Here is a 25947-nt window from a genome sequence, read left to right on the forward strand (position 1 = left end):
TGGCGCTGGACAAGAGGATCGCAAGGACCACGATGCTGAAGCGCAAGGAGTTCATTCTCGGGGCCGCGGCCGGCCTGACCCTGGCGGCGGCGGCGACCGCCGGCGGCGTCATCAACTGGCCCGGCGCGCACGCGGAACCGCAGGCTGTCAACCGGATCACCCCGGTCCCGGCCAACGGCGACGCCTTCACGCCTCCGCCGGGCGCGCCGAGCAGCTTCGCGACCATCTTCGACCAGGTCTCGCCCGCCGTCGTTCAGATCGACGTTACGGTCAAGGTGGACCAGCCCCAGGGCGGCGCCTTCCAGATCCCCGGGCTGCCGTTCCAGTTCGTGCCGCCGCAAGGCCGTGGCGGTCAGGGCAATGACGAGCCGCAGACGACTCAAGGCGCCGGTTCGGGCTTCTTCATCTCGCAGGACGGCTTCATCGTCACCAATAACCACGTCGTCGCCGACGCGACCGAGATCAAGGTCAAGATGTCGGACGGTCGCGAGCTGCCGGCCCGCCTGATCGGTCGCGATCCCGGCACCGACCTGGCGGTGATCAAGGTCGAGGGCAACGACTTCAAATACGTCAGCTTCGAAGAGACGGCAGAGCCGCGCGTAGGCGACTGGGTCATCGCCATCGGCAACCCCTTCGGCCTGGGCGGCACCGCCACGGCGGGCATTGTCTCGGCCAAGGCCCGCGACATCGATCCGTCGGGCTACAACGACTACATCCAGATCGACGCCGCCATCAACCGGGGCAACTCGGGCGGCCCGACGTTCGACATCCACGGCCGCGTCATCGGTGTGAACTCGGCCATCTATTCGCCCACGGGCGGCTCGGTCGGCATCGGCTTCGCCATTCCGGCGGACACCGCCAAGACGATCACCGAACGCCTGATGCGCGGTCAGTCGATCGAGCGCGGCTATGTGGGCCTGGGTCTTCGCACCCTCAGCCCCGACGGTTGGGAAGCACTGGGCCAGCCCAAGGACTTCAAGGGCGCTCTGATCGAAAGCGTGACCGAGGAGGGCCCGGCCTCGCGCGCCGGCGTCCAGGTCGGAGACCTTCTGGTCGGCGTGAACGGCCAGGCGGTGGCGAACAGCCAAGAAGCCACCCGTCGGGTCGGCGCGGCCAAGCCGGGCGACACCATTCGCCTGGAAGTGATTCGTGACGGTCGTCGCCAGACCCTGAACGTGCGCTCAGGCACCCGTCCTTCGGAAGAGGAGCTCGCTGCGTCGGAAGAGGGCGGAAGCGCCAATCCGGGGCAGAGCCAGCCTGGTCAGGGCGACACGATCGAAGGGCTCGCCGTCACCGCGATCACGCCGGCCGCGCGTTCGCGCTTCAGCCTGCCGGCCAGCGTCAACGGCGTCGTGATCACCAACGTCGAACAGGGTTCGGCTGCGGCGCGCCTCGGCTTCCAGCCGGGCTTCGTCATCACCCGCGCCAATGATCGCAACATCACGTCCGCCGCCGATCTGCGCGCAGCGGTGGCGGCGGCCAAACAGGCGGGTCGTCCCAGCATCCTCCTGTTCGTGCGTACGCCGCAGGGCACCAGCCCGGTGCCGTTGAAGTTCGCCGCCGGCGAATGATCGGCATTCTGACCAAGCCTTAACTCGTCAATCGCCGCCGATGCGCTACCATCGGCGGCGATTTTGATTCCGGGAGGGGTTTCGATGCGGATTCTGGTGGTCGAGGATGACGCCGAGGCGGCGACCGCCATGGTGCGGGGCCTGTCCGAAGCCGGACATGAGGTCACCCACGCCGTGGACGGCGCCTTTGGCCTGCTGGAGTCGCAAAAGGGCGGCTACGACGTCTATGTGGTGGACCGGATGATGCCGCGTCTGGACGGCGTCGGCATGGTCGAGACGGTGCGCAAGGGCGGCGATCAGACGCCGGTCCTGTTCTTATCGGCCCTGGGCGAGGTTGAGGACCGCGTCACGGGCCTGAAGGCCGGCGCCGACGACTATCTGGTCAAGCCCTACGCCTTCGCCGAACTGATCGCGCGGGTCGAGGCGTTGGCGCGTCGTCGCGAGACCGGCGGCGTCCAGACTGTTCTCAAAGTCGGCGACCTGGAAATGAACCTGATCGGCCGCACCGTGCATCGCGGCACGACCGAGATCGATCTTCAGCCGCGCGAGTTCCAATTGCTCGAGTTCCTGATGCGCCACGCCGGCCAGTCGGTGACCCGCACCATGCTGCTGGAAAAGGTCTGGGAATACCATTTCGACCCCCAGACCAACGTCATCGACGTCCACATCAGCCGCCTGCGCTCCAAGATCGATAAGGGCTTCGACCGCGCCATGCTGCAGACCGTGCGCGGGGCGGGGTATCGGTTGGAGGCGTGACTTGAGATCCTCCCCCGCAATGCGGGGGAGGGGGACCGCCGGCACGGCGGTGGAGGGGGCGACCCCAGACACCGGCGCTGAAGCCGCCCCCTCCACCACTTCGTGGTCCCCCTCCCCCGTGAACGGGGGAGGATTTTAGGGTGCGCCTTCCCTCCCTCCTTCGCCGCACGCCCTTCCGGTTGACGCTGCTGTTCCTGGCGCTGTTCGTGGCGGCGGCGGGGGCGATCCTGGCCTATGTCTATTTCGCCTCGGCGTCGGAGGCTCAAGGCCGGGCCAAGGCGGATGTGGAGATCGAGCTGGGCGCCCTGACGGCGATCCACCGCACGCGCGGCATCGACGCCCTGAACCAGGCCTTGGTCGAACGCTCCATCCGGGGCGGGCCGTATCTGTATCTGCTGACCGACAAGGCCGGCAAGACGATCACCGGCAACATCACCGAATCCCCGATCGACATCGACCTCAGCCTGCCGGCCGGCGCCAGCGACTGGGAGACCTTCCGCCTGACCGACACGGACGCCCAGGGCAAGGTCCAGCGGCGTCGCTCCATCGGGGTGATCACCACCCTGGCCGGCGGCGAACATCTGTTCGTCGGTCAGGACATCGGCGACATCGAAGCCTATCTGGCGCGTCTGACCCAGGCCCTGTGGGGCGCCATGGCTCTGGTCATGCTGCTGGGCCTGGCGGGCGGTCTCTACATCAGCCGGCGGGTCGAAAACGCCATGGCCGGGCTGAACCGGGTCGTTCAGTCGGTGCAGGAAGGCGATCTGAAGGTCCGTGCGCCCGTGCGACACACCGGCGATGAACTGGACGAGCTGGGCCAGGGGCTGAACACCATGCTGGATCGGCTGGAGGCGTCCATGGCCTCGATCCGCCACGCCGGCGACGCCATCGCCCACGACCTGCGCTCGCCCCTGACGCGGATGCGGGCCAAGCTGGAGGTGGCCCTGATCGACGCCGAAGCCGGCAAGATCGACGGGGTCGACGCCTTGGGCATCGCCCTGGACGAGGCGGACCATCTGCTGAAGACGTTCAACACCGTCCTGGCCATCGCGCGGCTGCAGGCGGGCGGGGCGCCGGATCCCAAGGTCATGGACGCCGCCGACCTCGCCGCCGACATGTCCGAGCTTTACGAACCGGCGGCCGAGGACAAGGACATCGACTTCTCGTCCGAGGTCGAAAAGGGACTGATGATCGAGGGCAACCAGCCCTTTTTGGCCCAGGCCCTGGCCAACCTCATCGACAACGCCATCAAATACACCCCCGCCGGAGGGGCGGTTAAGCTGCGCGCGCGCCGCCGCTCGTCGGGCGAGATCGAATATTCCGTCACCGACACCGGACCGGGCGTACCAGAAGAGGACCGCGAGCGGGTGGTCCAGCGGTTCGTGCGCCTGGACAACAGCCGCACCGAACCCGGATCGGGCCTGGGGCTTTCGTTGGTCACCGCCGTCGCCGAGGCGCACGGCGGTCGGGTAGTGCTGGACGAAGGTCCAGGCGCCTACGGCGACTTCGGACCGGGGTTGCGGGTGGCGCTGGTGCTGCCGCCGGCCTCGACCGGGATGAGCGGATGATGTGATGGCCCATCCACAATCCTCGATCCCGTTGGCTGACAGCCTCACGCCTGCCGGTCCGGTCACGAACATCGCCGCCGCCGACCGCCTGCACGAAACCCTGATTCAAGCCGCCGACGCCGACGGCTGGCGCGATGCTCTGGACGCCGCCTGGCCCGCCCTGGCGCCCGTCGCCGGCGCCTCGGCCTATCTCGCCGGTCTGATGCGCCGTCGCCCCGCCCATCTGCGAAGCCTGCTGGAAGCCGATCCGGTCGAGGCGCTGGAGCGGATCATTCGCGATACGGACGCGTTGGACGCCGAACCGGATGCGGTGCGCGCCCCGCTGCGCGTGCTGAAGGCCGACCTGCACCTGCTGACCGCCTTGGCCGATCTGGGCGGGGTGTGGGATCTGGACCAGGTCACCGACGCCCTGTCCCGGTTCGCCGACGCCTCTTGCCGCGCCGCCCTGCGCGCCGTCGCCGCCGAACAGAGGACGCGCGGCCGGCTGATCTCGCCGCCCGGCGATCCGCGCGGCCCCATTCCCGGCCTGTTCGGCCTGGCCATGGGCAAACATGGCGCCAACGAACTGAACTATTCGTCCGACATCGACATCTCCCTCTTCTTCGAGCCGCGCCTGATGGTCCTGGCCCTGCGCGACGGCGAGGAAATGCAGGACTTCGCCAATCGCGTCGGCAAGGGGATCGCCACCCTGCTGACCGAGCGGACGGGCGACGGCTATGTTTTCCGCGTCGATCTGCGGCTGCGGCCGGACCCGTCCTCGACCCCGCCGGTCGTCGCCGGGCCGATGGCCTTGGCCTACTATGAGAGCGTGGGCCAGAACTGGGAGCGGGCGGCCTTCATCAAGGCGCGGCCGGTGCTGGGCGACATGCGCGCGGCGGGCCGGTTCCTGAAGGCCATGATCCCTTTCATCTGGCGGCGCAGCCTGGATTACGCGGCCGTCCTCGACATCCAGTCGATCAAGAAACAGATCCACGTCCACAAGACGGGCGAGGGACTGCAGGCCGCCGGGGCCAATCTGAAGCTGGGTCGCGGCGGCATCCGCGAGATCGAATTCTACGCCCAGACCCAGCAGCTGATCCTGGGCGGCCGCGATCCGGCTTTGCGCAAGCCCCGCACGCTGGAGGCGCTGAAGGCCCTGGCCGACGCGCGTCATGTGCCCCTGGCGGTCTGCGAGGAATTGTCGGCCGCCTATGTCGCGCTGCGCGGGCTGGAGCACCGCGTGCAGATGCTCGACGACGAGCAGACCCACCGCCTGCCCGAGGACGCCGAGCGCCGCGCCGCCGTCGCCGCCCTGGCCGGTTCGAACGACCTGGCCGCCTTCGACGGCCAGGTCGAGGCCCTGCTGGCGCGGGTCAACGCCCGCTATGGTGAACTGTTCGAGGGCGGCGAAGATCTGGACTCCAGCTACGGCAGCCTGGTCTTCACCGGGGTCGAGAACGATCCCGAGACGCTGGAGACCCTGCGTCGCATGGGCTTTTCCGAGGCGTCGTCGGTCGCTGACACAATCCGCAGCTGGCACCACGGCCGCATCCCGGCGACGCGCACGGCGCGGGGGCGCGAACTGTTCACCCGCCTGGCTCCGCGCCTGCTGGAGGCCCTGGCCCGATCCGGTGCGCCGGACGAGGCGTTCCGGCGTTTCGCCGTCTTCTTCTCCGGCCTGGCGGCGGGCGTGCAGGTCCAGGCCCTGTTCCTGAACCAGCCCAAACTGTTCGAGATGGTGTTGGGCGTCATGGCCTTCGCACCGCGTCTCGCCCGGACGCTTGGCCGGCAACCGGCGGCGCTGGACGGCGTGCTGGACGCCCGCTTCCTGGTCGATCTGTCCGAAGACACCGGCTTGACCGAACAGATGCTGCGCGAGGCGGGCGAGACCGAAGATTTCGAAGGGGCCATGAACGCCGTGCGCCGCCTGCACCGCGAGCAGATGTTTCGTATAGGCATCCACGCCTTGACCGGCCGGGCTGGGGCCGAGGCGGCGGGCCGCGCCTACGCCGCCCTTGCCGACGCCGCCATGCGCACCCTGTCGCCGGCGGCGCTGGCCGAGGCCGAACGGCTGGGCGGCGCCTTTCCCGGCGCGGTGGCCGTGGTCGCCCTGGGCAAGGCCGGCTCGCGCGAGATGACCGCCGGATCGGATCTCGATCTGATGACCCTGTACGAGGCGCCGGCCGAGGCGATGTCCGAGATCAAGGGTTGGACCGCCGACGTCTTCTACGCCCGCTTCACCCAGCGGCTGATTGCGGCCCTGTCGGCGCATACGGCGGAGGGCGGACTTTATGAGGTGGACATGCGCCTGCGCCCCACCGGCTCCAAGGGCCCGGTTTCGGTGCGGCTGAAGGCGTTTGACGCCTATTACGCCAAGGAGGCCGAGACCTGGGAGTTCATGGTTCTGACCCGCGCCCGCGTGGTCTGGGCCAGCGATCCCAAGTTCGGCGCCCAGGTTTCGGCCGCCATCGAGGCGGCCCTGCGTCGCCCGCGTCCCGGCGTCGATGTCGCCGCAGATGTCCGAAAGATGCGTAGCCTGATGGATCGCGAGCGTCGCCCGCACGGCTTCTGGGACTTGAAGCTCTCGCCGGGCGGGCAGGTGGACGCCGAGTTCGCCGCCCAATTTCGCCAGCTTCAGGCCGCCGCCATCGGCGAGCCCTTGACCCTGTCGACGCTTGAGGCCCTGCACGACGACCCGGTCCTGGCCGAGGCCTGGCGCGTGCAGCAGCGGCTGGCCCATCTTCTGGCCGCCGCCTTCGAGGGGCGGGTCGATCCGGAGGGCGAGCCCAGCGTCTTCCAGCTGCGCCTGGCCGAGGCCGCCGGCGCGCCGGACTTCGCCACGCTGAAGACCGAGCTGACCGACTTGCGCGCGCGAGCGCGAAAGGCCTTCGAGCGGGCGGTTCCAGCAGGCCGCGACGGAGAATCCGCAACGCCGCGTTCAATCTCCTGACAGGGCAATGTCAAAGGGCGCCAAACGCGCCCGTGGAGATGATCGAGATGAAAAAGACCTTTCTGACCGGCTTGGGCGTCATCGCTCTGGCCGCCGCCGCCGGCGCCGCGACTGCACAGGTTCCCCCGGCCCCCGCCGCCGCGCCCGCGCCGCATCATTCGCGCGGGGATCCGAACCGCCAGATCACCCGCGCCGAGTTCGTTGATGCGCGCATCGCGCGCCTGACCGCGCTCGATACGAACCGCGACGGCGTGGTCAGCCCCGAAGAGCGCGCCGCCGCCATGCAGGCCCGTCGCGCCGAACGCGCGGGCGACCGGTTCGCCAAGCTGGACGCGAACGGCGACGGTTCCATCAGCCGGGCCGAGTTCGACGCTGGCCATGCCGCCCGCCCGGATCGCGGTCCGCGCGCAGAGCGCGCCGGTCATCGTGAGGGCCGTCGCGGCGGCGCGCATCACGCCATGCGCGGACAAGGACGCGAACGCGGGCCAGTGGTGATCGCCGAAGCCTCCGCCAAGCTGGGCGAGCGGTTCGACAAGATGGACGCCAACCGCGACGGCGTGATCTCCGCCGACGAGCGCCGGGCGGCCATGTCCGCTCAACGCGCGGATCGCCAGGAACGCCGCGCGGCCCGCCAGGCGCAACAACCCGCTTCCCCCGTTCCGGCTTCGGAGTAAGACGGTGTCGGGGTCGGCCGTCGTGAACGCACCGGTCCCTTTCGTCAGTAGCGGAAGAGGCAGGTTTGGTCGCGATCGTCGACCCCGACGAGGATCTGGTGCGACGCGTTGGGCAGGGCGACCCGGCGGCGGCGCAGACGCTCGTCTCGCGCAAGCTGCCGCGCATCCTGTCGCTGGCCCAGCGCATGTTGGGCGACGCCGTCGAGGCCGAGGACGTGGCCCAGGAGACGATGCTCAAGGCCTGGCGTCAGGCGCCCAAATGGATGCCCGGCAAGGCCCGGTTCGACACCTGGCTGCACCGGGTCGCGCTGAACCTCTGTTACGATCGGCTGAGGCGTCGGCGCGAAATCCCGACCGACACGCCGCCGGATCGTCCCGACGAAGGCCCGGCGCCGGATCGCGGTCTGCTGGCGGCCGAGACGGGCGCACGGGTCACGGCGGCCCTGAAACGGCTGCCGGACCGACAGCGCGAGGCCATCGTCCTGTGCCATTATCAGGAGCTGTCGAATATCGATGCGGCGGCCCTGATGGAGATCAGCGTCGAGGCGCTGGAGAGTTTGTTGTCGCGCGGTCGTCGCGCATTGCGTCTGGCCCTTTCGGACATCGGTCCGGGGTCGATTAAAGGAGACGGACGATGAAGGCGGAACGGTTGCACGAACTGGCGGACGCCTATGGCGCCGACCTGCGTCGGTGGCCCGCGTCCGAGCGCGCCTTCGCCGAAAGCCTGATCGCCGCCGATCCGTCGCTGAAGGCGGTGCTGGATCAGGCGGCCGCGCTGGACGCGCTGCTCGACGCCGCGCCCGAACCTATCCCGTCCGCCGCCCTGACCGCGCGCATCCTTGCGGCTGCGCCCCGGGCGAAAGGCCGTCTGGGCAAGGCGATCTGGTATCTGGGCGCCGGTTGGGCCGCCGCGGCCTGTGCGGGCGTGGTCGCCGGCGTCGGCCTGACCACCCATCTGACCGCCGACGCGCGCGCCGATGCGGTGCTTTATCAATCCTCGCTGACGGGCGTGGATGACACGGAACTGTTGGGATGACGTCCAAGAGCCTGAAGATCGCCTTGGCCGTCTCGGTGGCCCTGAACCTTTTCGCCGTGGCGGGCGGTGTCACCTATGTCGTCAATCGCGACCGGATCGAACGCCGGATCGAGGACCAACGCCGTCCGGGGCGCGAGGGACCGCTGGCCGAGGTGCTGGCCGATCTGGATCCGGCCGTACGCCAGCGCGTGCGCACCTCGCTGCGAGAATCGGCCCTGGCGGCGCGTCCTGATTTCGAGGCGGCCCGCGCCGCCCGGCGCGAGGCCATCGACATCGCCGGTCAGCCGACCCTGGACGCGGCCCGGGTCGAAAGCCTGCTGGAACAGTCCAGAGCCGCCGAGATGCGGGGCCGCACGCGTCTGGAAAACGGCGCGGTCGCCGTGCTGGCGACGCTGACGCCCGAGGAGCGCAAGGCCTTGGCCCCGATCCTTCAGCGTAAGGGCGCCGCCCGTCGCGCCGTCGCGCACGGGCCGGATCACCGTCAGCCGGACGACCGCGCGCCCCGCTGACGGCGCTTCAGCGCTTAGCCTTTTCTGGACGCGCGGAAGGCGGCGACGGCGTTCACCGCCGAGCGCACCGACGCCTCGATGGCGGCCCAGTCGCTCGACTTCACGGCGTCATCGGTCACCAGTTTGGAGCCCATACCCGCCGCGACGATGCCCGCGCCGAACCATTTGGCGATCGACGCCTCGTCCGGATCGACGCCGCCCGTCGGCATGATCTTGACCCAGGGCATCGGGCCCTTGACCGCCTTGACGAAGTCCGGGCCGCCGACCGACGAGCCGGGGAACAGTTTGACGATGTCGCAGCCCAGCTCGTGCGCCTCGCCGATGTCGGTCACCGACCCGCAGCCGGGGAAATAGGCGACCATGCGCCGATTGCAGACCTTGGCCACGTCGGGGATCAGGCATGGGCTGACCACGAACCGCGCGCCCCGGTTCAGATAAAGCGAGGCTGTCCCCGCATCGACGATCGAGCCGATGCCCAAGACCACGTTCGGATCCGTCTTGATCAGTTCGCGATTGATCTCACCGAACAGGTCACAGGCGAAGTCGCCGCGATTGGTGAACTCGACCACCGGCGCCCCGCCGCGCGCGCAGGCGCGGATGACGTTCAGGCTGACCTCGGCGTCGGGATGATAGAAGACCGGGCACACGCCCTGGGTCTGAAGCGCCTGAAGCACGCTGACGCGATCATGGGCCATGGACGGGTTCCTCTGCGATAGGTTCGCGTTCGACCTCCGCTGTCGCGAACGCAAGGTCAAGTCAAACCGCGTTAGCGCGGGCGTTCTCTTGACGGCGTGTGGCGAAAGGCGGACCGTCGTTCGCTCATTCCCCTCTTGGAGCAGCAGGATGTTCGCCGCCCTCGCCGTCGTCGTCCTTCTGACCGTTCAGGACCCGCCGCCCGCCGCCGACATGGACGGCGCCTGGTCCGTCGATCTGGCGACCGATCCGGCCCAGCCCTACCGCCAGCCCATGAACCTCACGCTCCAGCCCGACGGCGTCGTGACGGGCGACTTCTACAACAGCCGGATCGAGGCGGGCCGATGGAAGCGCCAGCACGGCCGGCTGTGCGTCTCGTTCCGAACGACCGACGGCGCAGGCCCCTATCACACGGCGGCCTGTCTTGCGGGCGATCATGTCGAGGGTCAGACCTGGGCCGAACACCGCAACTTCGTCTTCATCTGGCGCGCCGACCGCCCCTCTTGAAGCCTCGCCGCTCAAGCCCATCTGTCAGGGGGGGAGCGGGGGATTTCATACGAATTAGACAATTAGACTCACTTTTTCGACGCTGGGTCTGATTGCTGCTCAGCGTCGATGGGCCAGGTCGGCCAGCCGCCTGACCAAGGCGCTCTCGGCATTGAAAAGCGGATCCAGAACCGTGAAATGGTTCAGGTCGGGCAGGGGCTCGAACCGTGTCTTCGCCCCGGCGTAGCCCCAACGCGTGGCCATGTCGCGGCTTTGATCCACGAAGGCCTCGCTTTCCGCACCGCCGAAAACGCAGTCCAGAACCGCGCCGGCCGGCGCCGGCCAGCGGATCGGCGACAGGGCCTGGGCCTCGGCCCTATTCAGGTCCAGGGCGATGTTGAGCGAGGTGGGGATCAGCGGCTCCAGATCGAACACGCCCGAGATGGCGACCGCCGCCGAGGCCCGCCCGTCAGCCAGCAGGCAGGCCGCCATATGGCCGCCTGCCGAATGGCCGCTGACGACCGGCGCATCGCCGGTCCGGTCGCGGATCAGGTCGACCGCCGCCCGCGCCTGATCGACGATCCGGCCCAGCCGCACGCTGGGCGCCAGGTCATAGGTCGGGATGGCGACGCTGACTCCGTGGGCCAGCAGGGGTGGAGCCACGAAGCTGAACCAGCCCGCATCCAGCGCCTGCCAGTAGCCGCCGTGCAGGAAGACCAAGACCGGCGCGCCGTCCCCGGCGTCGAACCAGTCGATCCGCTCGCGCTCGCCTGGGCCGTATTTCAGGACCTGGGGCGGATGGGCGGCGCGGGCGGTCTCCGATCCCGTCTTCCAGCACGCCATCACGGCGGGATGGTCGGGGACCAGGGCGCGGTTGTTGTATTGCGCCTCCAGCACGGCGTCTGTGTCTTGCGGCTTACCCGTCACGTCTTCGTCCGCTAGAAGCGCCCTCGAACCAAAGGACTGATCCGCCATGATGACCGCCATCTTCGTCTTCATCAAATGCGAGCTGGGCTACGCCAACGACGTGGCGGCCGATATCGTGGACAATGTCGAGAACGTCTCGGAGGTCTATTCCACCTCGGGTCAGCACGACCTGCTGGCCAAGTTCAACCTGCCGCGCGACGCCGACATCGGCACCTTCGTGACGAAACAGGTCCAGACGCGGCCGCACGTGCGCGACACCTTCACCGTCATCACCTTCTCGCCCTTCCTGCCGAGCAAAGGCTAGGGCGCGGCCTTTCGCCTGACCTTGTCCTTGCGATCCTCGGCCTCGTCGTCGTCGCCGACCTTTTCCTCGACCGTGGCCGACAGGCGCTGGAAGACGCCCAGGCCCACCAGCACCAGCACCGAGGCGATCAGCAGGGCGGTGGGATAAAGCAACTGCGCCACGTCCTCGCGCGCCGTCTTGAACACCACGACCAGCGCTTCGAGGAACAGGGCGATGACGATGGTCGACAGGAACTTGGTCAGGCTGCGCCGGGCCTCGGCGGCGCTGCGCTTTTCGTTGCCGCGCCGCACCTCGTCCTCGAAGATGTATTTGGCCACGTCGAAGACGGCGATGGCGACGATGACATAGCCCAGCACGTCCAGAACCGCGTCGGCGCCGGACTTGTCGGGCGAGCCGATGCCGTGCAGCGCATCCTTCACCCCGAACCCGATCAGGGCCATGGCCGCCAGCAACAGCAGCAGGCTGGCGAAGGCGAACACCGCCCGGGTCAGATAGGTCATGGAAATCCCTCCGCGAGGCCACAGCAACGCGCCAACCGCCAAGCTGTTGCCTGACGGGCAAAGGGTGACGCTGGCGCCGGGGACGGCTAAACGAGGGGCATAGGGAGACACGACATGACGCGATCCAACGCGCCCGCCTACATGACCGGTTTCGGCAATCATTTCGCGACCGAGGCCGCGCCCGGCGCCCTGCCGGTGGGCCGAAACTCGCCGCAGAAGACGCCGATGGGCCTGTATGCCGAACAGCTGTCCGGCACCGCCTTCACCGCGCCGCGCGCCGAGAACCGGCGCAGCTGGCTCTATCGTCTGCGTCCGTCGGCCCAGCATGGGCCGTACACCCCCTTCGATCAGGGGCGGGTCCGCTCCGGTCCGTTCGACGAGACGCCGCCCAATCCCAACCGGATGCGATGGGACCCGCTGCCGATGCCGCAGGCTGCGACCGACTGGGTCGAGGGGCTGACGACCTATGGCGGCAACGGCGAGCCGGACGGCGGGGCCGGGGCGGGTATTCACCTGTATGTCGCCAACCGATCGATGACCGACCGGGTCTTCTATGACGCCGACGGCGAACTGCTGATCGTGCCTCAAGAAGGCGACCATCGCTTCGTCACCGAGTTCGGCGTCATCGAGGCCCAGCCGGGTCACATCGTCCTGATCCCGCGTGGCGTGCGGTTCCGTGTCGAGGTGGACGGGCCGGTGCGCGGCTATGTCTGCGAGAACTACGGCAGTCCGTTCCGCCTGCCGGATCTCGGACCTATCGGCTCGAACGGCCTGGCCAATCCGCGCGACTTCGAGACGCCGGTTGCGGCCTATGAGGACGTGGATCGCCCGACCGAGTGCGTCCAGAAATACGGCGGCCGCCTGTGGGCCACGACCTTCGATCACAGCCCGCTGGACGTCGTCGCCTGGCACGGCAATCTGGCGCCCTGCCGCTATGACACGGCGCGGTTCAACACGATCAACACCGTCAGCTACGACCACCCCGATCCATCGATCTTCACCGTCCTGACCAGTCCGTCCGACACGCCCGGCACGGCCAATATCGACTTCGTCATCTTCCCGCCGCGCTGGATGGTGGCCGAGGACACCTTCCGCCCGCCGTGGTTCCATCGCAACGTGATGAGCGAGTTCATGGGTCTGGTGACCGGCGCCTATGACGCCAAGGCGGGCGGATTCGCGCCAGGCGGCGCATCGCTGCACAACCGCATGAGCGGCCACGGCCCCGATCAGGCCAGCTATGACGGCGCGATCAAGGCTGAACTCAAGCCCCACAAGATCGAAAACACCCTGGCCTTCATGTTCGAGACGCGCATGCCGATCCGCGTCACGAAATGGGCGTCGGAATCACCGCAGATGCAGCTCGACTACGACGACGTCTGGTCAGGCTTCACCAAAGGACAGATCTCATGATCCGCATTTCCCTCATCGCCGCCGTCGCGCTTCTGGCCGCCGCCTGCTCGCCCCAGACCACGGGCGCGGCGTCGGATGCGCCGATGCAGAGCGCCGACGCCGCGTCCTGCGCCACGCGCGGCGGCACGATGAAACAGGTCGGGCGGATGCAATCCTGGCAGTGCGTCATCAGCTATGCCGACGCCGGCAAGCGCTGCACCGACGGCGATCAGTGCCAGGGCGACTGCCGCATCGAGGGCAACAGCGGCGTGACGCCGGGGACGGCGGCGACCGGTGTCTGCCAGGCGACCAGCGACCGTTTCGGCTGCAATACGACGGTCAAGGACGGCAAGGCCGGCCCGACCCTGTGCATCGACTGAGGTCGCAGGCACGAAAAAGCCCCCGTCGCGAACGACGGGGGCTGATCCATCCGTAAACGGATTTAGTCGGTCGCCAGACCTTAGTGGGTCGAAGGCGTGTTGGCCGTCGTCGCGCCGCCATCAGCGTTGCCGGCTTGCTGCTCGACCATGTCGGCCTTGCGGTCGGCGTTCTTCTCGACCTGATCGGCCTGGGCGTTCAGGGCGTCGGCCTGAGCGGCGGTCGGAGCGGTCGCGGCTTGCGATTCCAGTTGGTCGGCGCGGGCTTCGCCCGTCGCTTCGATGGCGTCGGCTTGCTTTTCAGCGGCCTTGTCGGCGGCGCTTTCACCGCAGGCGGCGACGCCGGCCAGCATGAAGACCGAAGCGGCGGCGATGGCGAACTTTTTCATTTGAGGTTCCTCTCCTAGGTGGAAACTCTCAAACGCTACGGTGACGGTTCGGTTCACGCCGCCGTGAGATTTTCGTGATCGTCGTCGCGTCAGCCCTCCGACTGGGCGAAGGCGACCCGCGCAGCGCCCAGCAGGGCGGCGTGTTTATGCATGATCACCTTGGTCGGAATGTCCTGCATATACTCCTTGAACCGGCCCTTTCGCTCGAACCGCTGACGGAAGGGACTGGCCTTGATGAAGGGCAGGATGCGCGGAACGATGCCGCCGGCGATATAGACGCCGCCGCGCGCGCCGGTGGTCAGGGCGATGTCGCCGGCGACCGCGCCCAAGATGGCGCAAAAGCGGGCCAGGGTCGCGCCGCACGGGCTGTTCGGATCGGCCAGGGCCGTTGCAGTGATCTGAGCCGGATCGTCGATGTGGGTCTCGCGTCCGTCGATCTCGGCCAGGGCCCGGTGCATGTTCAGCAGGCCCGGCCCACAGATCAGGCGCTCGATCGACACCCGGTCATAGCGGCGACGCAGGATGCGCAGGATTTCGTCCTCGACCGGATCGCCGGGGGGGAAGCAGGCGTGCCCGCCCTCGGACGGCATGGCCATTTCCTTGCCGGCCGCATCCCGCACCAGGGCCGAGACCCCGAAGCCGGTGCCAGGGCCGAGCACCGCGACGGTGCAGTGCGGATCGCCGTCGACCGGGCCGCCCAGGCTTTCCAACTGATCTTCCGGCACGATGGGCGCGCCCCAGGCCAGGGCCTCGAAGTCGTTGATCAGCTTGACGGGCTTCAGGCCCAGGGTCTGAAGCTCCGCCTCCGACACCTGCCAGGGCGAGTTGGTCAGGTCGATGGCGCCGTCCGTGACCGGGCCGGCGACGGCGATCACGCCGCCCGTCGGCTTGACCTCGCAGCCGTCGATGAAGGCGGCGACGCCTTCGAGGAAGGTCGGATAGGTCTCGGCCGGGAAGCTCTCGTGGTGGTCTAGCACGGGCTTGCCGTCCACCATTCGGGCTACGGCGAACCGGGCGTTCGTGCCGCCGACATCGCCGACGAGAAGGGTCTTGTCATTCATTGGGGCGTTTCCTGCGCTCGGTTCGGTGGATCAGGCGTCCACAGTCCGATCGACGAAGTTGGGATTGGGCGGGGTGTCGTCGTTGCCGCGCGAACCGGTCGGCAGGGCGAAACAGACCGTCGCCCCCTGTTCGGCCGTCGTGACCACATGGCGGAAGGCGCCGAACAGTTCACGGCCATAGCCCCAGGACGAACCCTCGGCGTTGGCGGCGGACCGGGCGGCCAGCGGACGGGCGGTCAGGTCGGGAACGCCGACGGTGGTCAGAACGCCAGCTTCGGCGTCCAGGCGGATGATGTCGCCGTCCTGAACATGGGCCAGCGGACCGCCGGCCAGGGCCTCCGGGCTGACGTGGATGGCGGCGGGCGTCTTGCCGCTGGCGCCCGACATGCGGCCGTCGGTGACGAAGGCGACCTTGAACCCCTTGTCCTGAATGACCGACAGGGCCGGCGACAGGCTGTGCAGTTCCGGCATGCCGTTCGCCTTGGGTCCCTGGAAGCGCAGGACCACGACGACGTCGCGGAACAGCTTGCCGTCTCGGAAGGCCTGGAGCGCATCTTCCTGGGTTTCGAACACGGCGGCGGGCGCCTCGACGATGCGGTTCTCGGGTTTGACGGCGGAGATCTTGATGACCGCACGACCCAGGTCACCCTGAACCAGACGCAACCCCCCCTCCTTGTCGAAGGGATTGGACGCCGGGCGCAGGATATCGAGATCAAGACTTTCCTGGACCCCATCGCGCCAGACCAGCTCGCCGTCCACCATCGACGGTTCCTGGAAATAGGCCTGGATGCCCTGACCCATGATGGTCGTGACGTCGGTGTGGATATTGCCCGCCATCGCCAGCTCACGCGCGATGAAGGCGACGCCGCCGGCGGCCTGGAAGGCGTTCACATCCGCCGAGCCGTTGGGATAGACCCGCGCCAACAGCGGCGTGACCGACGACAGCTCGTCCATGTCGGTCCAGTCGATCAGAACCCCCGCCGACCGCGCCATGGCGACCAGGTGGATGGCGTGATTGGTCGAGCCGCCGGTGGCCAGCAGGGCCACGATCATGTTGACGATGGACTTCTCGTCGATGACGTCGGCCATGCGGCACTCGCCGCTGCGGGCCAGTTCGACCGCCCGTTTCGCCGCCGCCGCCGTCAGGGCGTCGCGCAAGCCGGTGTCGGGATGGACGAAGGCGGTGGAGGGCATGTGCAGTCCGCCCAGCTCCATCATCATCTGATTGGAGTTGGCGGTGCCGTAGAAGGTGCAGGTGCCGGGCGAGTGATAGCTGCCGATCTCACTTTCCAGCAGGGTCTGACGATCGACCTTGTTCTGCGCATATTCGGCCCGGACCCGGGCCTTTTCCGCGTTCGGAATGCCCGATGGCATCGGGCCTGCGGGTGCGAAGACGACCGGCAGATGGCCGAAGGCCAGGGCGCCCATGAACAGGCCCGGAACGATCTTGTCGCACACGCCCAGCATCAGACCGGCGTCGAAGGCGTCGTGGGTCAGGGCGATGCCCGCCGACATGGCGATCAGGTCGCGGCTGAACAGCGACAGCTCCATGCCGGGACGACCCTGGGTGACGCCATCGCACATGGCGGGCGTGCCGCCCGCGACCTGGGCCGTGGCGCCGACCTCGCGCACGGCCTTGCGCACCACGTCGGGAAAGCGTTCGAACGGCTGGTGGGCCGACAGCATGTCGTTATAGGCGGTGACGATGCCCAGGTTGGGCTTGGACCCGTCCATCGCCGTCAGCTTGTCGGCGATGGTCTGGCCCGCAAAGGCGTGGGCCCAGTTGGCGCAGCTCAGCTTGGCGCGGCCGGCGCCGCTGTCGCGCGCCGCGTCCATGCGACGGATGTAGTCGGCGCGGGTCTCGCGGCTTTTTTCGACGATGCGGGCGGTGACCGCGGCGACCGTAGGATGAAGCGCCATTTCAGCCTTCCTCCGTCCACAAAACTTCAAGGGGAACGCCGGCGGCGATCAGGGCGGCGATGGGCTGAATCTTTGGATCGCCCTGAGCCTGTTCTTCGAAGACGCGACGCTTGGCGGCGCCCTTCAGGCCCAGGATCACCCGGCCCGCCGACATCAGATAGGGCAGATTGATCGACAGCCGTTCGATCGTCGGCGCCATGCCGTCGCGCCCATGCGGCACGCCCAGCACCGTGGGCTTCAGCGTCGGCGTCAGCAAGGTCTTCAGCGTCGGGCTTTCGGGGAACATGGAGCAGATATGGCCGTCCTCACCCATGCCTAGCAGCACCGCATCGAACCGCCCGCCGGCATCGGCCAGGGCCTTGGCCGCCACGATGGCCGCACGGTCCACGGTGACCTCGGGCGTATAGAGCGGGATAAAGCGCGCCGTCGCCGCCTTGTCCTGAAGAAGCACGTAGCGAATGAGCCGGGCGTTCGATTCAGGCGATGTCTCGGGCACATACCGCTCGTCCACCAGGGTCACGGCGATTTTCGACCAGTCCAAATCTGTCGCCGCCAGGCGGCGATAGACGGGCGCGGGCGTCGAACCGCCCGGACCGGCGAACAGGGCCTGGCCATGGTCGCGGACGGCCGCGCCAAGAGTTTCGGCCAGACGCGCCGAGATGGCTTCGGCCCAGGCCTCGACGGAGGCGAAGGCTTCGATGGTTGGGGTCTCAGACATCGGTCGTATTCCAGTCGCGGCCGGTGCGGGCCATCAGCATGTCCGCGCTGTCGGGACCCCAGGTTCCGGCGACGTAGTCGTCGGGCTTCAGACCGGATTCGGCCCAGGCCTCAGACACCTCGTCCACCCATTTCCAGGCCTGCTCGGCCTCGTCGCGGCGCACGAACAGCGTCGAGTCTCCGGCCATCGCATCCAGAAGCAGACGCTCATAGGCGATGCGGCGGCGCGGCGGGGCGGCGGACTTGCCGTCCACCCCCCACGACAGGCTCATCTTGATCGGCTGCAACTGCATGCGCTGATCCAGGCCGGGCCGCTTGTTCATCACCGTCAGAGAGATGTCTTCCTCGGGCTGCAACTCGATGATCATGCGGTTGGCCTGAACCTCGCCACGGTCGTCGCGATCGAAGATCGAGTGGGGCACCGGCTTGAACTGGATGACGATCTCGGTGCGCTTCTCGGGCAGGCGCTTTCCGGTCCGCATGAAGAAGGGCACGCCGGCCCAGCGCCAGTTGTCGATGTCGGCGCGAACGGCGACGAAGGTTTCGGTGTCCGACGGCTGACCGCGCTCCTCGTCATAGCCCTTGGCCGCCTTGCCCTCCGAGACGCCCGCCACATACTGACCCCGCACGGTCACGCGCTCGACCTCGTCCACCGTGACGGGACGCAGGGACCGCAGCACCTTGACCTTCTCGTTGCGCACCGAGTCGGGGTCCAGGTCGCTGGGCGTCTCCATCGCCACCAAGCACAGCAACTGCAGCATGTGGTTCTGCAGCATGTCGCGCAAGGCGCCGTATTCATCATAGTAGGGCCAGCGATCGCCGACCCCCACCGTCTCGCCGATCGTGATCTGCACGTGGTCGATGGACAGGTTGTTCCACAACGGTTCGAAGATCGTGTTGCCGAACCGCAGGGCGATCAGGTTCTGGACCGTCTCCTTGCCCAGATAGTGGTCGATGCGGAAGACCTGGTTCTCGCTGAAGGCGTGGGCCACGGCGTCGTCGATTTCGAGGAAGGACTTCAGGTCGCGCCCAACCGGCTTTTCCAGCACGATGCGGCAGTTCTTTTCCGCTAGACCCGCCGCCTTCATCGCCGTGACGATGCGGGCATAGAGCGAGGGGGATACGGCCAGGAAGGAGGTGACCTCGCCGTCGCCGACCTTGTCCTTCAGCGGCTTGAGGCTTTCGGGCGAGGTGGCGTCGACCGCCAGATAGTCCAGGCGGGCCTTCATCCGCGACCAGCTGGCTTCGTCCCAGACCTTGTCCGCCTCGGCGCGCGCCTTCACCGCCTCGTGCACCTTGGCGATATAGTCGTCGGCGCTCTCTTCGGAACGCGCGGCGCCGATGATCTTCAGACCGTCGGGCAGCAGGCCGTCGTGTTCGAGGAAATAGAGCGACGGCAGAAGCATGCGCATCGCCAGATCGCCGCCGCCGCCAAACAGAATGAGAGCCGCCATGTCTTGTCCCTCGATGATCCCATTTGTCGGGACGCACGCCTTTACGGTCTAGCCGCTGTCTTTGGCCGCTTCCGCTCGCGAGGCCAACACGTCCAGCACGTCCTGAAACACCATGTTACGGGCATGGAGAAGAACGAGCAGGTGGTAGATCAAATCCGCAGCCTCGCTGGCGAGTTCCTCGTCCGGGCCGGCGACGCCGGCCAGAGCGGTCTCCACGCCCTCCTCACCAACCTTCTGGGCGATGCGTTTGGGCCCCTGTGCAATCAGTCGGGCGGTCCAGCTTTCGGACGGGTCGGCCGCGGCCCGTTCGGCGATGGTTCGCTCCAGCCGGGCGATCCGACCCAAGCCCGGCGCGTCGGCCTCGCCGAAACAGCTCGTCCGGTTCAGGTGGCAGGCGTTTCCGACCGGCCTGACGCCCAGCACGATGGCGTCGGCGTCGCAGTCGGCCGTGATGGAGACGACGTAAAGCCGGTCGCCCGAGGTCTCGCCCTTCCTCCAACGCCCCCCGCGCGAGCGCGAGAAGAAGGTGGCCTCGCCGGATGCGATCGTCTCGTCCAGCGCAGCGCGATCCATATAGGCCAGGGTCAGGACCTGCAGCGTGGCGGCGTCCTGCACCACGACGGGGACCAATCCGGCGCCCTTGGCAAAGTCGATGGTGTTCGGGTCGATCACAGTCTCATCTCCAGGCCTTCGTCGGCCAGGTATTGTTTCAGGTCCGGAATGGCGATGGCGCCGGTGTGGAAGACGCTGGCGGCCAGGGCGCCGGAGACGTCGGCCTGCTCGAACACAGCCTTGAAATGCTCGGCCGCGCCGGCGCCGCCCGAGGCGATCAGGGGAATGGTCAGACGTGCCCGCGCGGCGGACAGTTGCTCGATGTCATAGCCGCGCCGAACGCCGTCCTGATCGATGCAGTTCAGCACGATCTCTCCGGCGCCCAGGCTCTGCGCCTCGTCCAGCCAGTCCAAGGTGCGTTTGCCGGCATGACGGCGTGCATCGGGGTCGCCGGTATATTTGTGGACCACCCAATCGCCGTCTTCGAACCGGCTATCGACGCCGACGACGACGCATTGGCTGCCCAGCCGCGCCGCCATGTCCGCGATCAGTTCGGGCCGTTCCAAGGCCGGGGAGTTGATCGAGACCTTGTCCGCTCCGTGGTCCAGACAGCGCGCCGCCTGATCCACGCTGCGAATGCCGCCGGCGACGCAGAACGGAATGTCCAGCAGTCGGGCGATGTCCTTGATCCAACCGTAGTCCAGCGTCCGCCCCTCGGGACTGGCGGTGATGTCGTAGAAAACGAGTTCGTCGGCGCCCGCATCGCGATAGCGGGCGGCCAGCACCGCCGCGTCGCCCATGTCCGTATGGCCGACGAATTTCACGCCCTTGACCACCCGGCCGTCCTTCACGTCCAGGCAGGGAATGATCCGCCGCGCCGTCACGAGCGTTTGGCCGCCGCGATCGCCTCGGGCAGGGTGAAGCAGTTCTCGTAGAGCGCGCGTCCGACGATGGCCCCGTGACAGCCCAGCGCCTTGACCGCAGCGATATCGTCCAGCGAGGAAACGCCGCCTGAGGCCTGCAACACCAAATCCGGCCGACGGCTGCGGATTTCGGCCAGCAGATCCAGGTTCGGCCCGGTCAGGGCGCCGTCGCGACCGACATCGGTCACCAGCAGGTGTTTGGCCGTCCCCTTGGGATACCGATCCAGCGCCTCCCAAAGCGTCATGCCCGAGGACTGGGTCCAGCCCTTGAGCGCCGGGACCGGCACGCCGTCCTCGATCTTGACGTCCAGGGCCAGGGTGATGCGCTCGACGCCGAAGGTTTCCAGCCAGTTGGCCACCGTCTCAGGTTGGGTCACCGCCAAGGAGCCTACGACGACGCGCGACACGCCGGCGTCCAGTAGCTTTTTCACATCGTCGGCGCTGCGCACGCCGCCGCCCGACTGGACCTTGACGTCGATGGCCTGGGCCAGTTCGCCGATCAGGGCGTGCTGGCGCGCCTCGCCCGCCTCGGCTCCGTCCAGATCGACGATGTGAATCCACTCCGCGCCCTCGGCCGCGAAGGTCGTCAGGCGGGCGGCTGGCTGCTGGTCGTAATGCGTCACCTGGGCGAAATCGCCGTGCATCAGGCGCACGCAGACGCCGTCCTTTAGGTCGATGGCGGGGTAGATCAGCATGACAGGCCCAGGAAGTTCTTGAGGATGGTCGCCCCGGCCTCGGCCGAGCGTTCGGGGTGGAACTGGCAGCCCCAGCGGTTGGCGGATCGAACCACAGCCGGAACGACGCCGCCATAGTCGGCGCGCGCCAGGGTCGCCGGTCCGTGGGGACAGACGAAGCCGTGGACGAAATAGGCATAGGCGCCGTCGGCGACGCCCTCCAGCAAGGGATCGTCGCGGTCGCGCGTCAACCGGCTCCAGCCCATGTGCGGCACCGGCAGATCGCCCGCAGGTCTCAGCCGGGTCACCGCGCCGGGAATGAGACCCAGCAGATCGACGCCGTCACCTTCGTCGCTCGATCCGAACAGCAGTTGCTGACCCAGGCAGACACCCAGCAGGGGGCGCGGGAAGGCGCGGATCGGCGCGATCAGACCCAGGTCCGACAGGCGCTTCATGGCGTATCCGGCCGCGCCTACGCCGGGCAGGATGACCCGTTCAGCCTCGGCGATCACCGTCGGATCGTCGGTCAGGCGCACGATCGCGCCCAGCCGCTCCAGCGCGAACTGGACCGAGGCGACATTGCCGGCGCCGTAGGCGATGACGGCGACCTCGGTCACAACACGCCCTTGGTCGACGGCACGGCGTCGCCCTCGACGCGGATGGCTTGGCGCAGGGCGCGGCCGAACGCCTTATAGACGGCTTCGGTCTTGTGGTGGTCGTCCTGGCCGGTGACCGAGATGTGGACGGCAGCGCCCATGGCCTCGGCCAATGAACGGAAGACGTGCGCCGTCAGGTCGGTGCGGTAGTCGCCGATGAATGGCGTCTCGAACGCTCCCTCGAACAGTGGATAGGGGCGGCCGGACAGGTCGATGGAGACCGTCGCATTGGCCTCGTCCATCGGCAGGACGAAGCCGTAGCGGGCGATGCCCTTGCGCTCGCCCAACGCCTGTTTCAACGCCTGACCAAGAGCGATGGCGCTGTCCTCGATCGTGTGGTGCGGATCGGTGTGCAGGTCGCCTTCGCATTGCAGACGCAGGGAGAAGCCGCCGTGGGCCGCGATCTGCTCCAACATGTGATCGAAGAATCCGACGCCGGTCTCGATCTTCACCGGACCGGGCGCATCCAGATCGACGGCGCAGACGATGCGGGTTTCCTTGGTGTCGCGCACGGCCTGACCGACGCGTGCCGGGCGGCGCTTGGCGGGCGTCAGGCCGAAGGCGGCGAGCAGCCGGTCGTTGACCTCGGACTTGATCGAGATCGGCAGGCGCAGACGCTCGCCGGACAGATCGGCCTCGACGCCGTAGGCTTTCAGACCAGCCAGGGCGGCGGCAAGCTCCTCTGGGCGAGCCATTATGATGGGACCGACGCCCGGTTCGACCGGCATCTGGCGACCCAGTTCGCGCACGACCCGTTCGCGCTCGCGCCGGACCGAGGCGATCCGCTCGGCGGTCTCGATCATCCGCGACGGATCGAGCGCCTGAATCGCCAGCCGCACCAGCGGTTCGGGCAGGGCGTAGGGTTCCAGCACCGACGCCAGACGCGCCAGGGTCTGGGCTTGGGCGATCGCCGCGCCGACGCGGGCGCCGGCTAAGCCATAGGCCAGGGACAGGCTGCGCAGCACGATCAGGTTCGGCTGATCGGCGACGACGGTCACGGCCGAGGCGCTGTCGGAGAACTCGATCAGTCCCTCGTCCACCACCAGCAGGGCGGGGGCGACGCGGGCGGCCATCTCGCCGACGGCTTCGGGCGAGCCCAGGGCGCGGATGACGACGATACTTTTCTCTGGGGCCGTTTCGCCCTTGGCCGGATAGATGGCGCCGAGACTGTCATAGGGTTCGGCCTTCGGGGCCTCGACCGATCCCCCGTCGCGAGCGGCGAGGCGCCAGGCCAGTTCCAACCCGTGGGTTAGGCCGCGCACCGGCAGCACCTGTTCGGCAGGTACGCCATAGACGCCGGCCATGCGAGCGGCGAGGGCTGAGGCGTCGTCGGGATAGCGATCCAGACCTTCGCCGCCGGAAACCAGCGGCGGATAAGGGGCAGGCAGGGTCATCCTTCGGCCCTCAGGTCGGCGGCGCGGGCGTGGGCTTCCAGGCCCTCCATCCGGGCCAGACGGGCGGCGATGGGCGCAAGCTGACGGGCGCCGGCCTCGGTCACCAGCTGGACCGACATGGTGGTCATGAAGCTGGCGGTGGTGACGCCGCCCAGGGTGCGGGCGCCGCCGTCGGTCGGCAGGACGTGGCTGGGACCAGCGGCGTAGTCACCCAGCGTCTCGGCGGCGAACCGGCCGACGAACACGGCCCCGGCGGCGTTGATCGAGTCGACCAGCGGCTCGGGATCGTCGATCTGGATCGCCAGGTGTTCGGGACCATAGAGGTTGGCGACTTCTGCGGCCGCGTCGAGGTCGCGCACCAGGATGGCGCGGGCTTCGTTCAGAGAGGCGCGGGCGATGGCTTCGCGGGGCAGGGTTGCGACCTGCACCTCCACCTCGCTCAGGATGTAGTCGATGGTGGCGCGGCTGGTGGAGACCAGCAGAACCTGCGCATCCGCATCATGCTCGGCCTGGCTGAGCAGGTCGGCGGCGGCGATCTCGGGCGCGGCGTCGCGATCGACGATGACCATCAACTCCGACGGGCCGGCCGGCATGTCGACGGCGGGACCGCCTGGCAGGGCGGAGGCCTGCTTCTTGGCCTCGGCCACATAGGCGTTGCCGGGTCCGAACAGCTTGTCACAGGCCGGAATGACCCCGTCTTCCAACTCGACGCCGAAGGTCAGGGCGGCGATGGCCTGGGCACCGCCCATCAGCCAGATGGCGTCCAGCTCCGCCTCTGCGGCGGCCAGGATCATGGCGGGGTGGATGCCGCCCTCCTTGTTCGGCGGCGTGACGGCGACGCGCTGGCCCACGCCCGCGACGCCGGCTGGAATGGCCAGCATCAGCAGCGACGAAAACAGCGGCGCGGTGCCGCCGGGAATATAGAGGCCGGCCGAGGCGATGGGGCGCCAAGCCAGTTTCGAGCGCACGCCAGGCGTCGTCTCGACGAAGGGGGTGTCCTCGGGCCGGGTCGCCTGGTGGAAGACGCGCACATTGTCGGCCGCCATGCGCAGGGCGCGCACGTCGCCGGGCGGCAGGGCGTTGCGCGCCTCGGCGACGGCCTCGGGCGTGATGGCGATGCGACGGGGCGGCGCCTTGTCCAGCTTCAGGCACCAGTCGGTTACGGCCGCGCCGCCGCGCTGGCGCACGTCGTCCAGGATGGTGCGCACGACCTCGGTCACGTCGCCGGCGGTGCGTTGTGCCGGGCGGGCGAGGGCGGCCGTCTTGCCGGCGGCGTCGAGGGAAGACCAGTCGATGCGTTTCATCACATCATCTTCTCGATCGGCAGGACCAGAATGGCCGAGGCGCCGGCGGCCTTCAGCTTCTCGAGCGTCTCCCAGAAGACGGCCTCCTGACAGACGGCGTGGACGGCGACCGCATCGTCGCGACCCATCAGGGGCATGACAGTGGGCGAGCCGGCGCCGGGCAGGATGGCGGTGATCTCGTCCAAGGCCGAGCGTGGGGCGTTCAGCATGACATATTTGGCGCCTTGCGAGGACACCACGCCCGCCATCCGCTCGATGACGCTGTCCAACAGCTGCTGCAAGGCGGGCTCGGGCGCCACGGGCGACTGGATCAGCACGGCCTGGCTTTCCAGAACCGTATCCTTGGCCCCCAGGCCGTTGGCCTCCAGCGTCGCGCCGGTCGAAACCAGGTCGCAGATGGCGGCGGCCAGTTTCAGCCGGGGCGCGACCTCGACGGCGCCGCGCATCACCACGATGTCGGCCTTGACCCCGCGTTCGTCGAGGAAGCGGCGCAGAATTTTGGGATAGGAGGTGGCGATGCGCAGACCGTCCAGCGAGGCCGGACCGTCATAGGCCAGGGTTGGAGGCGTGGCGATCTTGAGCGTGCAGCGACCGAAGCCCAGCGGCATGACGATCGAGGCGTTCGGCCCGCCGTTGCGACCTTCCTCCAGCACGTTCTCGCCGACGATGCCCAGGTCGCAGACGCCGTCCGCCACGAAGGTGGGGATGTCGTCGTCGCGGACGCGCAGCAGGTCGATCGGATAGTTCTCGACCCGGTACAGCAAGTCGTTGTGACCCTTGACCCATTTCAGGCCCGCGTCGCGGATCAGGTCGAGGCTGCGGTCGGCCAGACGGCCGGATTTCTGGACGGCGATGCGAAGCCGGCCCTGCACGGTGCTCATATTCGGATACTCAGTTCTTGTTTTTCAGGCGGTCCAGGGCAAGGCGATAGCCCTGGTGCGGCATGTCTTTCAGATAGCGGGCGACGCGGACGACGGTGGTGGGGCTGGCATGGGCCTCTGCGGCGATCTCGCGATAGGATTTGCCGCCGGCGTCGAGCAGGCGCGCGACCTGCCAGCGCTCGGAGAAGGCGCGCAGTTCCGCAGGCGTGCAAAGATCGGCCAGAAAGGCGTCGATCTCGGCGCGCGTCTTCATCGACAGCAGGGCGTCATGCAGGTCGTCACAGGCGGGCGGGGTCGTCATGC

General features: G+C 68.2%; 28 protein-coding genes. 12 read left to right on the forward strand and 16 right to left on the reverse strand.

Going from position 1 to position 25947, the window contains the following annotated elements:
* Positions 1-32: 32 nt before the first annotated feature.
* The 8 genes from PFY01_RS04610 (at position 33) to PFY01_RS04645 (ending at position 9043) form a co-directional block, all read left to right on the forward strand.
* Positions 33-1571 carry a Do family serine endopeptidase gene (locus PFY01_RS04610; RefSeq protein WP_271042593.1) on the forward strand — a complete coding sequence of 513 codons (1539 nt, stop codon included), beginning with the start codon at positions 33-35 and terminating at the stop codon, positions 1569-1571.
* 84 nt (positions 1572-1655) lie between these two features.
* Positions 1656-2327: a response regulator transcription factor gene (locus tag PFY01_RS04615; protein ID WP_017504381.1), complete on the forward strand. Its 672-nt coding sequence runs from the start codon at positions 1656-1658 to the stop codon at positions 2325-2327.
* Between the two features lie 140 nt (positions 2328-2467).
* The gene (locus tag PFY01_RS04620) at positions 2468-3895 is read left to right on the forward strand and encodes a sensor histidine kinase (protein ID WP_271042594.1); all 1428 of its coding nucleotides are present in this window, start codon (positions 2468-2470) and stop codon (positions 3893-3895) included.
* Positions 3896-3899: 4 nt separating this feature from the next.
* A complete protein-coding gene (locus PFY01_RS04625; RefSeq protein ID WP_271042595.1) occupies positions 3900-6824 on the forward strand; it encodes a bifunctional [glutamine synthetase] adenylyltransferase/[glutamine synthetase]-adenylyl-L-tyrosine phosphorylase in 2925 nt (974 codons plus the stop codon).
* Positions 6825-6871: 47 nt separating this feature from the next.
* Complete coding sequence (locus tag PFY01_RS04630; RefSeq protein WP_271042596.1) at positions 6872-7498, forward strand: EF-hand domain-containing protein; 627 nt, start codon at positions 6872-6874, stop codon at positions 7496-7498.
* Between the two features lie 65 nt (positions 7499-7563).
* Positions 7564-8136 (forward strand): RNA polymerase sigma factor, encoded by a 573-nt coding sequence (locus tag PFY01_RS04635; RefSeq protein WP_271042597.1) that lies wholly within the window; start codon positions 7564-7566, stop codon positions 8134-8136.
* Positions 8133-8534 (forward strand): hypothetical protein, encoded by a 402-nt coding sequence (locus PFY01_RS04640; RefSeq protein WP_271042598.1) that lies wholly within the window; start codon positions 8133-8135, stop codon positions 8532-8534. The genes PFY01_RS04635 and PFY01_RS04640 overlap by 4 nt, the downstream gene beginning before the upstream one ends.
* On the forward strand, positions 8531-9043 hold the full coding sequence (locus PFY01_RS04645; RefSeq protein ID WP_271042599.1) for a periplasmic heavy metal sensor: 513 nt from the start codon (positions 8531-8533) through the stop codon (positions 9041-9043). The genes PFY01_RS04640 and PFY01_RS04645 overlap by 4 nt, the downstream gene beginning before the upstream one ends.
* Before the next feature lie 14 nt (positions 9044-9057).
* Here the strand turns inward: PFY01_RS04645 and PFY01_RS04650 are convergent, their stop codons facing one another.
* A complete protein-coding gene (locus PFY01_RS04650; protein ID WP_271042600.1) occupies positions 9058-9738 on the reverse strand; it encodes a bifunctional 4-hydroxy-2-oxoglutarate aldolase/2-dehydro-3-deoxy-phosphogluconate aldolase in 681 nt (226 codons plus the stop codon).
* Between the two features lie 148 nt (positions 9739-9886).
* Between PFY01_RS04650 and PFY01_RS04655 the strand changes: the two genes are divergently transcribed.
* Complete coding sequence (locus tag PFY01_RS04655; RefSeq protein WP_271042601.1) at positions 9887-10243, forward strand: hypothetical protein; 357 nt, start codon at positions 9887-9889, stop codon at positions 10241-10243.
* Between the two features lie 99 nt (positions 10244-10342).
* On the opposite strand, the gene PFY01_RS04660 is transcribed toward PFY01_RS04655, so the two are convergent.
* Positions 10343-11209 (reverse strand): alpha/beta hydrolase, encoded by an 867-nt coding sequence (locus PFY01_RS04660; RefSeq protein ID WP_271042602.1) that lies wholly within the window; start codon positions 11207-11209, stop codon positions 10343-10345.
* Between PFY01_RS04660 and PFY01_RS04665 the strand changes: the two genes are divergently transcribed.
* On the forward strand, positions 11196-11453 hold the full coding sequence (locus PFY01_RS04665; protein ID WP_039244189.1) for an Lrp/AsnC ligand binding domain-containing protein: 258 nt from the start codon (positions 11196-11198) through the stop codon (positions 11451-11453). The two genes, PFY01_RS04660 and PFY01_RS04665, sit on opposite strands and share 14 nt — an antisense overlap.
* On the opposite strand, the gene PFY01_RS04670 is transcribed toward PFY01_RS04665, so the two are convergent.
* Complete coding sequence (locus PFY01_RS04670) at positions 11450-11953, reverse strand: hypothetical protein (RefSeq protein ID WP_045811869.1); 504 nt, start codon at positions 11951-11953, stop codon at positions 11450-11452. The genes PFY01_RS04665 and PFY01_RS04670 overlap by 4 nt on opposite strands.
* A 114-nt stretch (positions 11954-12067) precedes the next feature.
* On the opposite strand from PFY01_RS04670, the gene hmgA reads away from it, so the two are divergent.
* Together hmgA and PFY01_RS04680 are read left to right on the forward strand one after the other, a co-directional pair.
* A complete protein-coding gene (gene hmgA, locus PFY01_RS04675) occupies positions 12068-13363 on the forward strand; it encodes a homogentisate 1,2-dioxygenase (protein WP_271042603.1) in 1296 nt (431 codons plus the stop codon).
* Positions 13360-13722: a hypothetical protein gene (locus tag PFY01_RS04680; protein WP_271042604.1), complete on the forward strand. Its 363-nt coding sequence runs from the start codon at positions 13360-13362 to the stop codon at positions 13720-13722. The genes hmgA and PFY01_RS04680 overlap by 4 nt, the downstream gene beginning before the upstream one ends.
* Before the next feature lie 80 nt (positions 13723-13802).
* Here the strand turns inward: PFY01_RS04680 and PFY01_RS04685 are convergent, their stop codons facing one another.
* The 13 genes from PFY01_RS04685 to PFY01_RS04745 form a co-directional block, all read right to left on the reverse strand.
* Entirely contained in the window at positions 13803-14108 is a 306-nt protein-coding gene (locus PFY01_RS04685; RefSeq protein WP_055752822.1) for a hypothetical protein, read from the reverse strand.
* Positions 14109-14197: 89 nt separating this feature from the next.
* Positions 14198-15169: a glucokinase gene (gene glk / locus PFY01_RS04690; RefSeq protein ID WP_066623911.1), complete on the reverse strand. Its 972-nt coding sequence runs from the start codon at positions 15167-15169 to the stop codon at positions 14198-14200.
* A gap of 30 nt (positions 15170-15199) precedes the next feature.
* Entirely contained in the window at positions 15200-17089 is a 1890-nt protein-coding gene (edd, locus tag PFY01_RS04695; protein WP_165115444.1) for a phosphogluconate dehydratase, read from the reverse strand.
* Between the two features lies 1 nt (position 17090).
* A complete protein-coding gene (pgl, locus tag PFY01_RS04700; RefSeq protein WP_271042605.1) occupies positions 17091-17807 on the reverse strand; it encodes a 6-phosphogluconolactonase in 717 nt (238 codons plus the stop codon).
* A complete protein-coding gene (zwf, locus tag PFY01_RS04705; RefSeq protein ID WP_271042606.1) occupies positions 17800-19260 on the reverse strand; it encodes a glucose-6-phosphate dehydrogenase in 1461 nt (486 codons plus the stop codon). The genes pgl and zwf overlap by 8 nt, the downstream gene beginning before the upstream one ends.
* A 48-nt stretch (positions 19261-19308) precedes the next feature.
* Positions 19309-19932, reverse strand: a complete 624-nt coding sequence (gene hisIE / locus PFY01_RS04710; RefSeq protein WP_066623899.1) for a bifunctional phosphoribosyl-AMP cyclohydrolase/phosphoribosyl-ATP diphosphatase HisIE — start codon at positions 19930-19932, stop codon at positions 19309-19311.
* The gene (gene hisF, locus PFY01_RS04715) at positions 19929-20696 is read right to left on the reverse strand and encodes an imidazole glycerol phosphate synthase subunit HisF (protein ID WP_271042607.1); all 768 of its coding nucleotides are present in this window, start codon (positions 20694-20696) and stop codon (positions 19929-19931) included. The genes hisIE and hisF overlap by 4 nt, the downstream gene beginning before the upstream one ends.
* Positions 20693-21430 (reverse strand): 1-(5-phosphoribosyl)-5-[(5-phosphoribosylamino)methylideneamino]imidazole-4-carboxamide isomerase, encoded by a 738-nt coding sequence (gene hisA / locus PFY01_RS04720; RefSeq protein ID WP_271042608.1) that lies wholly within the window; start codon positions 21428-21430, stop codon positions 20693-20695. Before hisA ends, hisF begins: the two co-directional genes overlap by 4 nt.
* The gene (hisH, locus tag PFY01_RS04725) at positions 21424-22026 is read right to left on the reverse strand and encodes an imidazole glycerol phosphate synthase subunit HisH (RefSeq protein ID WP_271042609.1); all 603 of its coding nucleotides are present in this window, start codon (positions 22024-22026) and stop codon (positions 21424-21426) included. The genes hisA and hisH overlap by 7 nt, the downstream gene beginning before the upstream one ends.
* On the reverse strand, positions 22023-23459 hold the full coding sequence (gene hisB, locus PFY01_RS04730) for an imidazoleglycerol-phosphate dehydratase HisB (RefSeq protein WP_271042610.1): 1437 nt from the start codon (positions 23457-23459) through the stop codon (positions 22023-22025). The genes hisH and hisB overlap by 4 nt, the downstream gene beginning before the upstream one ends.
* Positions 23456-24763 carry a histidinol dehydrogenase gene (hisD, locus tag PFY01_RS04735; RefSeq protein WP_271042611.1) on the reverse strand — a complete coding sequence of 436 codons (1308 nt, stop codon included), beginning with the start codon at positions 24761-24763 and terminating at the stop codon, positions 23456-23458. The genes hisB and hisD overlap by 4 nt, the downstream gene beginning before the upstream one ends.
* The gene (gene hisG / locus PFY01_RS04740; RefSeq protein ID WP_055752833.1) at positions 24763-25644 is read right to left on the reverse strand and encodes an ATP phosphoribosyltransferase; all 882 of its coding nucleotides are present in this window, start codon (positions 25642-25644) and stop codon (positions 24763-24765) included. Before hisG ends, hisD begins: the two co-directional genes overlap by 1 nt.
* 10 nt (positions 25645-25654) lie before the next feature.
* Entirely contained in the window at positions 25655-25945 is a 291-nt protein-coding gene (locus PFY01_RS04745; RefSeq protein WP_066552527.1) for a YerC/YecD family TrpR-related protein, read from the reverse strand.
* Positions 25946-25947: the final 2 nt, after the last annotated feature.

Origin of the sequence: Brevundimonas vesicularis (assembly GCF_027886425.1) — a bacterium.
GTDB lineage: Bacteria > Pseudomonadota > Alphaproteobacteria > Caulobacterales > Caulobacteraceae > Brevundimonas > Brevundimonas vesicularis_C.